At 61.4% G+C, this 15,050-nt stretch carries 8 protein-coding genes and 3 pseudogenes; 4 read left to right on the top strand and 7 right to left on the bottom strand.

Features of this window, described 5'->3' with window-relative positions; genetic code table 11:
• Positions 1-189 precede the first annotated feature (189 nt).
• Positions 190-678, bottom strand: coding sequence for an ATP-binding protein (locus SLV14N_RS20605; protein ID WP_173873826.1), 489 nt, complete (start codon positions 676-678; stop codon positions 190-192).
• Positions 679-855: 177 nt separating this feature from the next.
• Between SLV14N_RS20605 and SLV14N_RS20600 the strand changes: the two genes are divergently transcribed.
• Positions 856-1,332, top strand: coding sequence for a hypothetical protein (locus SLV14N_RS20600; RefSeq protein ID WP_173873825.1), 477 nt, complete (start codon positions 856-858; stop codon positions 1,330-1,332).
• Positions 1,333-1,573: 241 nt separating this feature from the next.
• Here SLV14N_RS20600 and SLV14N_RS20595 read toward each other — a convergent pair whose 3' ends face one another.
• The 4 genes and pseudogenes from SLV14N_RS20595 to SLV14N_RS20565 all read right to left on the bottom strand — a co-directional run.
• The gene (locus SLV14N_RS20595; protein WP_265667717.1) at positions 1,574-2,377 is read right to left on the bottom strand and encodes an aminoglycoside adenylyltransferase family protein; all 804 of its coding nucleotides are present in this window, start codon (positions 2,375-2,377) and stop codon (positions 1,574-1,576) included.
• A 521-nt stretch (positions 2,378-2,898) separates the two neighbouring features.
• The gene (locus tag SLV14N_RS20590; protein ID WP_265667718.1) at positions 2,899-3,231 is read right to left on the bottom strand and encodes a hypothetical protein; all 333 of its coding nucleotides are present in this window, start codon (positions 3,229-3,231) and stop codon (positions 2,899-2,901) included.
• Between the two features lie 5,519 nt (positions 3,232-8,750).
• Positions 8,751-8,834: pseudogene (locus SLV14N_RS38990) on the bottom strand (conjugal transfer protein TraJ); the annotation flags it as partial.
• 287 nt (positions 8,835-9,121) lie between these two features.
• Positions 9,122-9,217, bottom strand: a pseudogene (locus tag SLV14N_RS20565) (IS6 family transposase); the annotation flags it as partial.
• Between the two features lie 113 nt (positions 9,218-9,330).
• On the opposite strand from SLV14N_RS20565, the gene aac(3)-IVa reads away from it, so the two are divergent.
• Positions 9,331-10,110 carry an aminoglycoside N-acetyltransferase AAC(3)-IVa gene (aac(3)-IVa, locus tag SLV14N_RS20560; protein ID WP_265668496.1) on the top strand — a complete coding sequence of 260 codons (780 nt, stop codon included), beginning with the start codon at positions 9,331-9,333 and terminating at the stop codon, positions 10,108-10,110.
• 433 nt (positions 10,111-10,543) lie between these two features.
• Here the strand turns inward: aac(3)-IVa and SLV14N_RS20555 are convergent.
• Positions 10,544-10,771, bottom strand: a pseudogene (locus tag SLV14N_RS20555) (pirin family protein); the annotation flags it as partial.
• A 209-nt stretch (positions 10,772-10,980) separates the two neighbouring features.
• Positions 10,981-11,457, bottom strand: coding sequence for an SseB family protein (locus SLV14N_RS20550; RefSeq protein ID WP_208682558.1), 477 nt, complete (start codon positions 11,455-11,457; stop codon positions 10,981-10,983).
• 163 nt (positions 11,458-11,620) lie between these two features.
• Between SLV14N_RS20550 and SLV14N_RS20545 the strand changes: the two genes are divergently transcribed.
• Together SLV14N_RS20545 and SLV14N_RS20540 are read left to right on the top strand one after the other, a co-directional pair.
• Entirely contained in the window at positions 11,621-13,447 is a 1,827-nt protein-coding gene (locus tag SLV14N_RS20545; RefSeq protein WP_208682555.1) for an acyl-CoA dehydrogenase, read from the top strand.
• Between the two features lie 306 nt (positions 13,448-13,753).
• Complete coding sequence (locus SLV14N_RS20540) at positions 13,754-15,049, top strand: M18 family aminopeptidase (RefSeq protein WP_208682553.1); 1,296 nt, start codon at positions 13,754-13,756, stop codon at positions 15,047-15,049.
• Position 15,050: the final 1 nt, after the last annotated feature.

The raw sequence follows: 15,050 nt of genomic DNA, 5'->3' as shown, positions 1-15,050 counted from the left end.
CCGACAGCTGCCGCACCCGCCGAGGGCTGCCGCGTCGAAGACGCCCGCCGACGGCTGCCCCGGTGGAGGCGCCGATCACCTGCCCCTCCCCGATGCCGCGCCCGATGCCGCGCCCGCCGGTGACACCTCCGGGGGACGGCCCACCCCGCGAACGGCACACGTGGCGACGACGGGGCGGGGAGGGGGCGTTCAGCCTGCCGTTTCCGGCAGTCGGCGGACCGCGAACCCGCCCCGGCCGTCGAAGCCCACCTGCCAGACGGTGTCGAAACCGTCGTCGGCGGCGGGGGCGCGGAGCCGTCGGAGAGTGGCCAGCACGCCGGCCTCCGGCACCCGGTCACGCCCCTCCCGGAGCGCGTTGCGCCGCAGCGACCCCGCCGGATCGGGCGGGAACCAGTAGGCGGTGACCGTCGCGCCGTGCGCGTGCGCCAGGGCGACCAGCGGCTCCCATTCCCGCGCCGAGGGGTTGGTGTTATCCACGGCGACCGACCGCCCCGCGCCCAGCGCCTCCTCGACGAGGCGCAGTTGCCTTCGCTGCTTGTTCCGCGCGGAGCGGGGAAAGAAATCCTTGCTGACCAGCAGGTACCGACCGGTGAGGTGCCGGTCGCAGAACGTGGACTTCCCCGAGGCCTGGAGCCCGACCAGCACGGCGACGTCCGGGACCGTCCTCCTCACGGGCATCCGCACCACCTCCTCGCCGTCGGGGTACCCACCCCCGCCCTGGGAGCGGCGGGGTCGGTGCGACCGTGTGCGTCCGGGCCATCGCCATCCGTGCCGCGGCGGCGCATCCTGTCCCCGACGGGAAGGCCCGCACCGCCGCGCGGGGCGGGTGTGCCGAGGCGAGGAGGGAGCGAGTCGATGCCCACACCCGTGTGCTCGCTGATCCTGAACGAACGCCAGAGAGTCGCGAGCGGGTCGTACCACGTGGTGCGGTTCCCGTTCGGCGGCGGCGAGTCCTACGACGCGGAGGGGATGCACCAGGTACGGCAGCCGGACGGCTACGAGGTGACCAACTGGCGCGCCGACGACCGGTCCGGCCTCATCTGGCCCTCGGTCGACGGCTGGGGCTCCCTCACCGCGCTGATCTACTGGGAAGCGGGCGACTACAGCGAGCTGCGCGACCAGTTCGTACGCGACCCGCTCCGGCTGACCGACGATCCGGTGAACACCACGGCGACCGACCACAGGCGCCCCTCCCCCGGGATGCAGTGCTTCACCAAACACCACGAGTTGTTCGTGCACCCGGGCGTACCGCTGGCGCTCCGCGTCTCGCACAACGACTCCCGCGCCCGCCACCTCGTCCACGCCCAGTTCAAGCTCGCCATCCACACCTGAGGCGACGGGCGCACAGCGCGGCATGGGGCCGCCTCCGGCGCGTCGCCCCCGGGGGCCGGCGTTCGCGCACGCCTGCGGTTGACCGACCGGGCAGTCGGGAGTCGGCCGGCCGGCGCCCCCTCCGTACGGACACCCCGAACGGCCCGCCCGCCCGGGTCCCGTTCGGGAGGGCGGCTCCGGGGCGGGCCGAGAGGGCCGTGGGCCCGGGGACCGGAACGGCGGGGTCCGACGGGTCCGGCCGTCACGAGGGTCCCCCGGTGCCGTGGAGCGCGCCCGGCGCTCCGGTGCCGGGCGGGGTGAACCGTCCGAGGACACCGGCCATATGGGCGGCGAACGGCGCCAACGCGGGCCGCAGGTCCGACCAGTGCTCGGCCTCCTCCCCCCGGTAGACGGCGCGGGCGCGGGCCAGGACGGGGCGGTGCCGCGCGGGCAGCCGCTCCAGTGCCCAGGCCGCCGCCGCGTCCTTGGGGTCGATCACGCCCGTCGCGAGGGTCCGCCAGATGCGGGCCAGCGTCAGGACGGCGTTGCGGGTGTCGCTCTCCAGCTCGGACAGCAGCTCGGGCACGGCGGCGATGAGCGCCCTCTCCAGGTCCTCGTCCGGCACCGGGTCGAGCAGCCGCGCCGGTGGCGGCCCGTACAGCGCCGTGTTCCCGCGCAGCACCACCGTGACCAGCAGGGCCAGATCCGGACTCGGTGCGGGGGCGGGGATCTCACCGCGCTCGTACTCCTCGCGCAGCCACTCGCCGTACTGGAACTCGCACCACGGCGGATAGCGCCAGGGACGGATGTCGCCCTCGGCCACGACCGTCAGCTCCACGGGGCGCGCCGGACCCGTCCGGGCCTTCTCCCCGGAGACCGGGAGCAGTTCGGCGACGAGCGCCCGGCGTTCCTCCTGGGTCGTGCGCCGCCGCGCCACCACGAACACATCGACATCGCTGTGCGGCCGCAGCCCGCCCAGTACCGCGGACCCGTGGAGGTACGCCCCCCGTACAGCGGGCCCGAGCACCCGCCGGACCACCTCCACGACCTGCTCCGCCAGCGCCACCCGACCTGCCCTCCCCTTCACCGACGCACCGGGTTCCGCCCGGACCGCTCCGGGGCCGGACCGCCACCGAAGACCGCCGCCCCCCGTGCCGGCCGTTCTTCGGGAGCGGCATTCTCCCCCGTCGGAAGACCTCTGGCCAAGGCGCATCCGGGTGGACCGGGCGCACGGATCAGGAGCGCTGGAGCGGCGGGGCCGGCGCCCTGAACGGCGGCGCGGGCGCGGAACCGGACGGGGGCGGGGGCGGGCACAGGCGTCGGCGTCGGCGTCGGCGCGGAACCGTACCGACCGCGGTCCCGCTCTCCGCGGCACGGCGTGACAGCGCGCCGCCCGTTGCCGAACGCCCTTCGGACAGCGCGGCGGCCCCACTCTCGGCGCACGGCGTGACGGCGCGCCCCCGGGCCGAGCGCGACCACGCCGTCGTGCGCCGGCCGGAGCGAGGTCCGGCGGCCACCTCCTCGCCATGGAGGCCCCGGAACAGCTCGCGGCGGACACCCGGGGATTCTTCGGCGGCCCGCGCCGGCTCAGCCCACCGGGCTGCTCGCCGCGGCGGCCAGCCGTTCCAGCTCGGCCGCCGCGTCCGCACGGAACGCGGCACGGGCGGCCTCGGTCTGCCGGGTCCGGGCGGGGCCGGGGGCCGCCAGCGCGCGGACCGCCCGGACCGGCTCCCCCTCCCCTTCGGCGTGGCAGGACAGTCCGGCCCGGGCCATCGCCTCGACGCCCGCCACGGCGTGCCCGGGCAGGGGGCGGTAGCCGACGACGGGCAGCCCCGCCGCGAGGGCCTGGGCGGCGGTCTGCCCGGCGGCGTTGTCGAGCAGGACATCGGCGGCGGCCATCAGCCGGTGCAGATCGGTCACCCAGCCGAGGGGCGATCCTAAGCTTAGAATTCCACGTGGACAAGTTGTCGCGGCCGCTTCTATAGTGTCACCTAAATACTAGTGACTCCAGCGTAACTGGACTGGCCACAGTTAGGCCGCAAATGTAATCACACTGGCTCACCTTCGGGTGGGCCTTTCTGCGTTCGCGAGTGGACCCGATAAGCTCATGGAGCGGCGTAACCGTCGCACAGGAAGGACAGAGAAAGCGCGGATCTGGGAAGTGACGGACAGAACGGTCAGGACCTGGATTGGGGAGGCGGTTGCCGCCGCTGCTGCTGACGGTGTGACGTTCTCTGTTCCGGTCACACCACATACGTTCCGCCATTCCTATGCGATGCACATGCTGTATGCCGGTATACCGCTGAAAGTTCTGCAAAGCCTGATGGGACATAAGTCCATCAGTTCAACGGAAGTCTACACGAAGGTTTTTGCGCTGGATGTGGCTGCCCGGCACCGGGTGCAGTTTGCGATGCCGGAGTCTGATGCGGTTGCGATGCTGAAACAATTATCCTGAGAATAAATGCCTTGGCCTTTATATGGAAATGTGGAACTGAGTGGATATGCTGTTTTTGTCTGTTAAACAGAGAAGCTGGCTGTTATCCACTGAGAAGCGAACGAAACAGTCGGGAAAATCTCCCATTATCGTAGAGATCCGCATTATTAATCTCAGGAGCCTGTGTAGCGTTTATAGGAAGTAGTGTTCTGTCATGATGCCTGCAAGCGGTAACGAAAACGATTTGAATATGCCTTCAGGAACAATAGAAATCTTCGTGCGGTGTTACGTTGAAGTGGAGCGGATTATGTCAGCAATGGACAGAACAACCTAATGAACACAGAACCATGATGTGGTCTGTCCTTTTACAGCCAGTAGTGCTCGCCGCAGTCGAGCGACAGGGCGAAGCCCTCGGCTGGTTGCCCTCGCCGCTGGGCTGGCGGCCGTCTATGGCCCTGCAAACGCGCCAGAAACGCCGTCGAAGCCGTGTGCGAGACACCGCGGCCGGCCGCCGGCGTTGTGGATACCTCGCGGAAAACTTGGCCCTCACTGACAGATGAGGGGCGGACGTTGACACTTGAGGGGCCGACTCACCCGGCGCGGCGTTGACAGATGAGGGGCAGGCTCGATTTCGGCCGGCGACGTGGAGCTGGCCAGCCTCGCAAATCGGCGAAAACGCCTGATTTTACGCGAGTTTCCCACAGATGATGTGGACAAGCCTGGGGATAAGTGCCCTGCGGTATTGACACTTGAGGGGCGCGACTACTGACAGATGAGGGGCGCGATCCTTGACACTTGAGGGGCAGAGTGCTGACAGATGAGGGGCGCACCTATTGACATTTGAGGGGCTGTCCACAGGCAGAAAATCCAGCATTTGCAAGGGTTTCCGCCCGTTTTTCGGCCACCGCTAACCTGTCTTTTAACCTGCTTTTAAACCAATATTTATAAACCTTGTTTTTAACCAGGGCTGCGCCCTGTGCGCGTGACCGCGCACGCCGAAGGGGGGTGCCCCCCCTTCTCGAACCCTCCCGGTCGAGTGAGCGAGGAAGCACCAGGGAACAGCACTTATATATTCTGCTTACACACGATGCCTGAAAAAACTTCCCTTGGGGTTATCCACTTATCCACGGGGATATTTTTATAATTATTTTTTTTATAGTTTTTAGATCTTCTTTTTTAGAGCGCCTTGTAGGCCTTTATCCATGCTGGTTCTAGAGAAGGTGTTGTGACAAATTGCCCTTTCAGTGTGACAAATCACCCTCAAATGACAGTCCTGTCTGTGACAAATTGCCCTTAACCCTGTGACAAATTGCCCTCAGAAGAAGCTGTTTTTTCACAAAGTTATCCCTGCTTATTGACTCTTTTTTATTTAGTGTGACAATCTAAAAACTTGTCACACTTCACATGGATCTGTCATGGCGGAAACAGCGGTTATCAATCACAAGAAACGTAAAAATAGCCCGCGAATCGTCCAGTCAAACGACCTCACTGAGGCGGCATATAGTCTCTCCCGGGATCAAAAACGTATGCTGTATCTGTTCGTTGACCAGATCAGAAAATCTGATGGCACCCTACAGGAACATGACGGTATCTGCGAGATCCATGTTGCTAAATATGCTGAAATATTCGGATTGACCTCTGCGGAAGCCAGTAAGGATATACGGCAGGCATTGAAGAGTTTCGCGGGGAAGGAAGTGGTTTTTTATCGCCCTGAAGAGGATGCCGGCGATGAAAAAGGCTATGAATCTTTTCCTTGGTTTATCAAACGTGCGCACAGTCCATCCAGAGGGCTTTACAGTGTACATATCAACCCATATCTCATTCCCTTCTTTATCGGGTTACAGAACCGGTTTACGCAGTTTCGGCTTAGTGAAACAAAAGAAATCACCAATCCGTATGCCATGCGTTTATACGAATCCCTGTGTCAGTATCGTAAGCCGGATGGCTCAGGCATCGTCTCTCTGAAAATCGACTGGATCATAGAGCGTTACCAGCTGCCTCAAAGTTACCAGCGTATGCCTGACTTCCGCCGCCGCTTCCTGCAGGTCTGTGTTAATGAGATCAACAGCAGAACTCCAATGCGCCTCTCATACATTGAGAAAAAGAAAGGCCGCCAGACGACTCATATCGTATTTTCCTTCCGCGATATCACTTCCATGACGACAGGATAGTCTGAGGGTTATCTGTCACAGATTTGAGGGTGGTTCGTCACATTTGTTCTGACCTACTGAGGGTAATTTGTCACAGTTTTGCTGTTTCCTTCAGCCTGCATGGATTTTCTCATACTTTTTGAACTGTAATTTTTAAGGAAGCCAAATTTGAGGGCAGTTTGTCACAGTTGATTTCCTTCTCTTTCCCTTCGTCATGTGACTTGATATCGGGGGTTAGTTCGTCATCATTGATGAGGGTTGATTATCACAGTTTATTACTCTGAATTGGCTATCCGCGTGTGTACCTCTACCTGGAGTTTTTCCCACGGTGGATATTTCTTCTTGCGCTGAGCGTAAGAGCTATCTGACAGAACAGTTCTTCTTTGCTTCCTCGCCAGTTCGCTCGCTATGCTCGGTTACACGGCTGCGGCGAGCGCTAGTGATAATAAGTGACTGAGGTATGTGCTCTTCTTATCTCCTTTTGTAGTGTTGCTCTTATTTTAAACAACTTTGCGGTTTTTTGATGACTTTGCGATTTTGTTGTTGCTTTGCAGTAAATTGCAAGATTTAATAAAAAAACGCAAAGCAATGATTAAAGGATGTTCAGAATGAAACTCATGGAAACACTTAACCAGTGCATAAACGCTGGTCATGAAATGACGAAGGCTATCGCCATTGCACAGTTTAATGATGACAGCCCGGAAGCGAGGAAAATAACCCGGCGCTGGAGAATAGGTGAAGCAGCGGATTTAGTTGGGGTTTCTTCTCAGGCTATCAGAGATGCCGAGAAAGCAGGGCGACTACCGCACCCGGATATGGAAATTCGAGGACGGGTTGAGCAACGTGTTGGTTATACAATTGAACAAATTAATCATATGCGTGATGTGTTTGGTACGCGATTGCGACGTGCTGAAGACGTATTTCCACCGGTGATCGGGGTTGCTGCCCATAAAGGAGGCGTTTACAAAACCTCAGTTTCTGTTCATCTTGCTCAGGATCTGGCTCTGAAGGGGCTACGTGTTTTGCTCGTGGAAGGTAACGACCCCCAGGGAACAGCCTCAATGTATCACGGATGGGTACCAGATCTTCATATTCATGCAGAAGACACTCTCCTGCCTTTCTATCTTGGGGAAAAGGACGATGTCACTTATGCAATAAAGCCCACTTGCTGGCCGGGGCTTGACATTATTCCTTCCTGTCTGGCTCTGCACCGTATTGAAACTGAGTTAATGGGCAAATTTGATGAAGGTAAACTGCCCACCGATCCACACCTGATGCTCCGACTGGCCATTGAAACTGTTGCTCATGACTATGATGTCATAGTTATTGACAGCGCGCCTAACCTGGGTATCGGCACGATTAATGTCGTATGTGCTGCTGATGTGCTGATTGTTCCCACGCCTGCTGAGTTGTTTGACTACACCTCCGCACTGCAGTTTTTCGATATGCTTCGTGATCTGCTCAAGAACGTTGATCTTAAAGGGTTCGAGCCTGATGTACGTATTTTGCTTACCAAATACAGCAATAGTAATGGCTCTCAGTCCCCGTGGATGGAGGAGCAAATTCGGGATGCCTGGGGAAGCATGGTTCTAAAAAATGTTGTACGTGAAACGGATGAAGTTGGTAAAGGTCAGATCCGGATGAGAACTGTTTTTGAACAGGCCATTGATCAACGCTCTTCAACTGGTGCCTGGAGAAATGCTCTTTCTATTTGGGAACCTGTCTGCAATGAAATTTTCGATCGTCTGATTAAACCACGCTGGGAGATTAGATAATGAAGCGTGCGCCTGTTATTCCAAAACATACGCTCAATACTCAACCGGTTGAAGATACTTCGTTATCGACACCAGCTGCCCCGATGGTGGATTCGTTAATTGCGCGCGTAGGAGTAATGGCTCGCGGTAATGCCATTACTTTGCCTGTATGTGGTCGGGATGTGAAGTTTACTCTTGAAGTGCTCCGGGGTGATAGTGTTGAGAAGACCTCTCGGGTATGGTCAGGTAATGAACGTGACCAGGAGCTGCTTACTGAGGACGCACTGGATGATCTCATCCCTTCTTTTCTACTGACTGGTCAACAGACACCGGCGTTCGGTCGAAGAGTATCTGGTGTCATAGAAATTGCCGATGGGAGTCGCCGTCGTAAAGCTGCTGCACTTACCGAAAGTGATTATCGTGTTCTGGTTGGCGAGCTGGATGATGAGCAGATGGCTGCATTATCCAGATTGGGTAACGATTATCGCCCAACAAGTGCTTATGAACGTGGTCAGCGTTATGCAAGCCGATTGCAGAATGAATTTGCTGGAAATATTTCTGCGCTGGCTGATGCGGAAAATATTTCACGTAAGATTATTACCCGCTGTATCAACACCGCCAAATTGCCTAAATCAGTTGTTGCTCTTTTTTCTCACCCCGGTGAACTATCTGCCCGGTCAGGTGATGCACTTCAAAAAGCCTTTACAGATAAAGAGGAATTACTTAAGCAGCAGGCATCTAACCTTCATGAGCAGAAAAAAGCTGGGGTGATATTTGAAGCTGAAGAAGTTATCACTCTTTTAACTTCTGTGCTTAAAACGTCATCTGCATCAAGAACTAGTTTAAGCTCACGACATCAGTTTGCTCCTGGAGCGACAGTATTGTATAAGGGCGATAAAATGGTGCTTAACCTGGACAGGTCTCGTGTTCCAACTGAGTGTATAGAGAAAATTGAGGCCATTCTTAAGGAACTTGAAAAGCCAGCACCCTGATGCGACCACGTTTTAGTCTACGTTTATCTGTCTTTACTTAATGTCCTTTGTTACAGGCCAGAAAGCATAACTGGCCTGAATATTCTCTCTCGGCCGCCGCCGCCTTTTCCTCAATCGCTCTTCGTTCGTCTGGAAGGCAGTACACCTTGATAGGTGGGCTGCCCTTCCTGGTTGGCTTGGTTTCATCAGCCATCCGCTTGCCCTCATCTGTTACGCCGGCGGTAGCCGGCCAGCCTCGCAGAGCAGGATTCCCGTTGAGCACCGCCAGGTGCGAATAAGGGACAGTGAAGAAGGAACACCCGCTCGCGGGTGGGCCTACTTCACCTATCCTGCCCGGCTGACGCCGTTGGATACACCAAGGAAAGTCTACACGAACCCTTTGGCAAAATCCTGTATATCGTGCGAAAAAGGATGGATATACCGAAAAAATCGCTATAATGACCCCGAAGCAGGGTTATGCAGCGGAAAAGATCCGTCGACCTGCAGCTCACGGTAACTGATGCCGTATTTGCAGTACCAGCGTACGGCCCACAGAATGATGTCACGCTGAAAATGCCGGCCTTTGAATGGGTTCATGTGCAGCTCCATCAGCAAAAGGGGATGATAAGTTTATCACCACCGACTATTTGCAACAGTGCCGTTGATCGTGCTATGATCGACTGATGTCATCAGCGGTGGAGTGCAATGTCGTGCAATACGAATGGCGAAAAGCCGAGCTCATCGGTCAGCTTCTCAACCTTGGGGTTACCCCCGGCGGTGTGCTGCTGGTCCACAGCTCCTTCCGTAGCGTCCGGCCCCTCGAAGATGGGCCACTTGGACTGATCGAGGCCCTGCGTGCTGCGCTGGGTCCGGGAGGGACGCTCGTCATGCCCTCGTGGTCAGGTCTGGACGACGAGCCGTTCGATCCTGCCACGTCGCCCGTTACACCGGACCTTGGAGTTGTCTCTGACACATTCTGGCGCCTGCCAAATGTAAAGCGCAGCGCCCATCCATTTGCCTTTGCGGCAGCGGGGCCACAGGCAGAGCAGATCATCTCTGATCCATTGCCCCTGCCACCTCACTCGCCTGCAAGCCCGGTCGCCCGTGTCCATGAACTCGATGGGCAGGTACTTCTCCTCGGCGTGGGACACGATGCCAACACGACGCTGCATCTTGCCGAGTTGATGGCAAAGGTTCCCTATGGGGTGCCGAGACACTGCACCATTCTTCAGGATGGCAAGTTGGTACGCGTCGATTATCTCGAGAATGACCACTGCTGTGAGCGCTTTGCCTTGGCGGACAGGTGGCTCAAGGAGAAGAGCCTTCAGAAGGAAGGTCCAGTCGGTCATGCCTTTGCTCGGTTGATCCGCTCCCGCGACATTGTGGCGACAGCCCTGGGTCAACTGGGCCGAGATCCGTTGATCTTCCTGCATCCGCCAGAGGCGGGATGCGAAGAATGCGATGCCGCTCGCCAGTGGCTGAGCTCATGAGCGGAGAACGAGATGACGTTGGAGGGGCAAGGTCGCGCTGATTGCTGGGGCAACACGTGGAGCGGATCGGGGATTGTCTTTCTTCAGCTCGCTGATGATATGCTGACGCTCAATGCCGTTTGGCCTCCGACTAACGAAAATCCCGCATTTGGACGGCTGATCCGATTGGCACGGCGGACGGCGAATGGCGGAGCAGACGCTCGTCCGGGGGCAATGAGATATGAAAAAGCCTGAACTCACCGCGACGTCCCGAAGGCGTGGCGCGGCTTCCCCGTGCCGGAGCAATCGCCCTGGGTGGGTTACACGACGCCCCTCTATGGCCCGTACTGACGGACACACCGAAGCCCCGGCGGCAACCCTCAGCGGATGCCCCGGGGCTTCACGTTTTCCCAGGTCAGAAGCGGTTTTCGGGAGTAGTGCCCCAACTGGGGTAACCTTTGGGCTCTCCCGGCGCGTACTCCACCTCACCCATCTGGTCCATCATGATGAACGGGTCGAGGTGCTGGTAGTCGATCCCGGCGAACGCACGGCGCACCGGGAAGCCCTCGCCCTCGAATCCGCTCGGAGCAGTGGCAACGGCCAGCACGGGACGGGTGTGCGCCGCGACGGGCGCCGCCACACGCGGCAGGGTCAGCGGATTCTCTACGGTCACAGCGGGCATGGCGGCCTCCTCGGTCGTTCGGCCAACTTAGTTGAATGGTGAACAACCTGCAAGGCCCGCGGCATTCCCGCCCGTGTTTCCCCAGGTCAAATGGGTGCTCCAGAGCCCCCGCGGAGGCACCCCGACACAACTCGGGCCGGCCCCCTTGGGGGGACCGGCCCTCGACTCAGCAGCGGCAGCGGCCATCGGCCCACTGCGCGCCCGGGCGGCTAGCCATACATCCGCCGCATCGCGAAATCGACCATCTCCTCCACGGCCTTCGCGTCGAAGACCATCCGGTGGTCGCCCTCCATGTCGAGGACGAACCCGTAGCCGGTCGGCAGCAGGTCGAGCACCTCGGCGCCGGTGATCACGAAGTACTTGGACTCCTTGCCCGCGTACCGCCGCAGCTCCTTGAGCGAGGTGAACATCGGGATCACCGGCTGCTGGGTGTTGTGCAGCGCCAGGAAGCCGGGGTTGTCACCGCGCGGGCAGTAGATCTTGGACGTGGAGAAGATGCCCTGGAAGTCCTCGGCCGACATCGAGCCGGTGGTGAAGGCGCGCACCGCATCGGCGAGGGAGGGCGGGGACGGCTCGGGATACAGCGGCTGCTCGCCGTAACCCCCGGGGGCCGGTTGCTGCGGCGGGGGCGGCGGCGCTCCGTACTGCTGCTGCCCGGCACCCGCGTTCTGGTCGTAGCCGTACATGCGCCACAGCGTACTGAGTCGGCGATTCTCCGGGGGACGCTCGTCACAGATGGGCGGTAGGGGTTGATTCTTATTACCGGTGGGTAGCATCATCGTAGACACTTGCTACTTGCTGGTATTGCGTTTGAGGTCCTCCCTCCCGAACCCTTACGGAGCCGTATCCATGGGGCACTACAAGTCGAATCTCCGCGACATCGAGTTCAACCTCTTCGAGGTGCTCGGCCGTGACAGCGTGTACGGCACCGGACCGTTCGCGGAGATGGATGTCGACACCGCCAAGAGCGTGCTGTCCGAGATCGCCCGGCTGTCCGAGAACGAGCTGGCGGAGTCCTTCGCCGACGCCGACCGGAACCCCCCGGTCTTTGACCCGGACACCAACACCGCGCCGGTGCCGGACACCTTCAAGAAGAGCTACCAGGCCTACATGGACGCCGAGTGGTGGCGTCTGGGCATCCCGGAGGAGCTCGGCGGCACCACCGCGCCGCGCTCCCTGCTCTGGGGCTTCGCCGAGACCATCCTGGGCTCCAACCCGGCCGTGTGGATGTACGCCTCCGGCCCCGCCTTCGCCGGCGTCCTCCACGACGAGGGCACCGAGGAGCAGCACCGCATAGCCCAGCTGATGGTGGACAAGCAGTGGGGCTCCACGATGGTGCTCACCGAGCCGGATGCCGGTTCGGACGTCGGCGCCGGCCGCACCAAGGCCGTGCAGCAGGAGGACGGCTCCTGGCACATCGAGGGCGTCAAGCGCTTCATCACCTCCGGTGAGCACGACATGTCCGAGAACATCGTGCACTTCGTCCTCGCCCGCCCCGAGGGTGCCGGTCCGGGCACCAAGGGCCTGTCGCTGTTCATCGTGCCGAAGTACGACTTCGACTGGGAGACCGGCGAGCTGGGCGAGCGCAACGGCGCCTACGCCACCAACGTCGAGCACAAGATGGGCCTCAAGGCGTCCAACACCTGTGAGATGACGTTCGGCGCCAACCACCCGGCCAAGGGCTGGCTGCTCGGTGAGAAGCACGACGGCATCCGCCAGATGTTCAAGATCATCGAGTTCGCCCGGATGATGGTCGGCACGAAGGCCATCGCGACCCTCTCCACCGGCTACCTCAACGCGCTGGAGTACGCCAAGGAGCGCGTGCAGGGCCCGGACCTGGCGGCCTTCACCGACAAGACCGCGCCGCGCGTCACCATCACCCACCACCCCGATGTGCGCCGCTCCCTGATGACGCAGAAGGCGTACGCCGAGGGCATGCGCGCCCTGGTGCTCTACACCGCCACGGTCCAGGACGAGATCCTCGTCAAGGAGGCCGCGGGCGAGGACGCGAGCGCCGCGATCCGCCTCAACGACCTGCTGCTGCCGATCGTCAAGGGCTACGGCTCGGAGAAGTCCTACGAGCAGCTGGCGCAGTCGCTGCAGACCTTCGGTGGCTCCGGTTACCTGCAGGAGTACCCGATCGAGCAGTACATCCGGGACGCCAAGATCGACACCCTCTACGAGGGCACCACCGCGATCCAGGGCCAGGACTTCTTCTTCCGGAAGATCGTCCGCGACCAGGGCCAGGCCCTGACCGCCCTCTCCGACGAGATCAAGAAGTTCCTCGCCGACAACACCGGCGGTGAGGAGCTGGAGCAGGCCCGCGGCGAGCTGGCCAAGGCCGCCGCCGACCTGGAGGCGATCGTCGGCACCATGCTGACGGACCTCGCCGGCACCGAGAAGGACGTCAAGTCCATCTACAAGGTCGGTCTGAACACCACCCGCGTGCTGATGGCCTCCGGCGATGTCGTCATCGGCTACCTCCTGCTCAAGGGTGCGGCCGTGGCCGCCGAGAAGCTGGCCGGCGCCTCGGCGAAGGACAAGCCCTTCTACACCGGCAAGATCGCCGCGGCGAAGTTCTTCGCGCACAACGTCCTGCCGGGCGTCTCCGTCGAGCGCGGCCTGGCCGAGTCCGTGGACCAGTCGCTGATGGAGCTCGACGAGGCCGCGTTCTGAGTGCGGATTCCGCGGCCCGGCTGCGGCGTTTCTCTTAGAGGTCTCTCAGATTGACCGTCCAGACTGACGGGGCCCGTCTCTCTTCCCCCGGAGAGGCGGGCTCCGCCATGTCCGGGGAAGGTGCGGCGGATGGCAGGACAGCGCAGCGGGCATGCCCCCCGTATGCCGGTACCTCGGCCGGAAAACCCGGAATCCACCGCTCCGCAACGTTTACCGGTCCGGAGTGCAGAAATCCTGGCCGGAAGGGTGCGCAGTCGCGACGCATGCGCACGGGGAATGCGGGGTCCGGCTCCTTATGCTGAATCCATGACCAACTCCGCCCGCTTCGATCGCGGCCACACCGACGACCTGATGTCCTATCTCGCCGCCAGTCCGTCGCCCTACCACGCGGTGGCAAATGCGGCGGAGCGGCTGGAAAAGGCAGGTTTCCGGCAGGTCGCCGAGGTCGACGCATGGGACGGCGAGAGCGGCGGGAAATATGTGCTGCGCGGCGGCGCGATAGTCGCCTGGTACGTGCCCGAGGGCGTACACGCGGCCACTCCGTACCGAATTGTCGGGGCTCACACCGACTCTCCCAATCTGCGAGTCAAGCCGATTCCGGACACCGGCGCCCGCGGCTGGCGGCAGATCGCCGTCGAGATCTACGGCGGCACCCTGCTCAACACCTGGCTGGACCGTGATCTGGGGCTGAGCGGCCGGGTGACGCTGGGGGACGGCAGCCACCGGCTCGTCCATGTCGACCGGGCGCTGCTGCGGGTGCCACAGCTGGCCGTTCACCTCGACCGCTCGGTGAACGCCGACGGTCTGAAGCTGGACAAGCAGCGCCATATGACGCCGATCTGGGGCCTGGGCGGGGTGGCCGAGGGCGATCTGATCTCCTTCGTCGCCGAAGAGACCGGCGTGCCGGCCGGCCACATCAAGGGCTGGGACCTGATGGTGCACAGCATCGAACCACCCGCCTATCTGGGCCGCGACCGCGAGCTGGTCGCCGGCCCGCGGATGGACAACCTGCTCTCCGTACACGCCGGTACGGCCGCGCTCACCGCCGCCGCGGCGACCGGCAGCGCCCTGACCAGCATTCCGGTGCTGGCCGCCTTCGACCACGAGGAGAACGGCAGCCAGTCCGACACCGGGGCGGACGGCCCGCTGCTCGGCACGGTGCTGGAGCGCTCCGTCTTCGCCCGCGGCGGCTCCTACGAGGACCGGGCACGGGCCTTCGCCGGCACCCTGTGCCTGTCGTCCGACACCGGGCACGCCGTCCACCCCAACTACAGCGAGCGGCACGATCCGGGCCACCACCCGATGCCCAACGGAGGACCGATCCTCAAGGTCAACGTCAACCAGCGCTATGCCACGGACGGCAGCGGACGGGCCGTCTTCGCGGCGGCCTGCGAGCGGGCCGGGGTGCCGTGGCAGAGCTTTGTGTCCAACAACTCGATGCCGTGCGGGACCACCATCGGGCCGATCACCGCGGCCCGCCACGGCATCTCGACGGTCGACATCGGCGTGGCCATCCTGTCCATGCACTCGGCGCGTGAGCTGTGCGGTGCCGAGGACCCGTATCTGCTGGCGAACGCCCTGACGGCCTTCCTGGAGGGCTGAG

Source organism: Streptomyces sp. Je 1-4 4N24 (assembly GCF_026239515.1).
GTDB lineage: Bacteria > Actinomycetota > Actinomycetes > Streptomycetales > Streptomycetaceae > Streptomyces > Streptomyces nigrescens.
The sequence above is the reverse complement of the archived record's forward strand: the minus strand, read 5'-3'. Positions and strand labels throughout refer to the sequence as shown.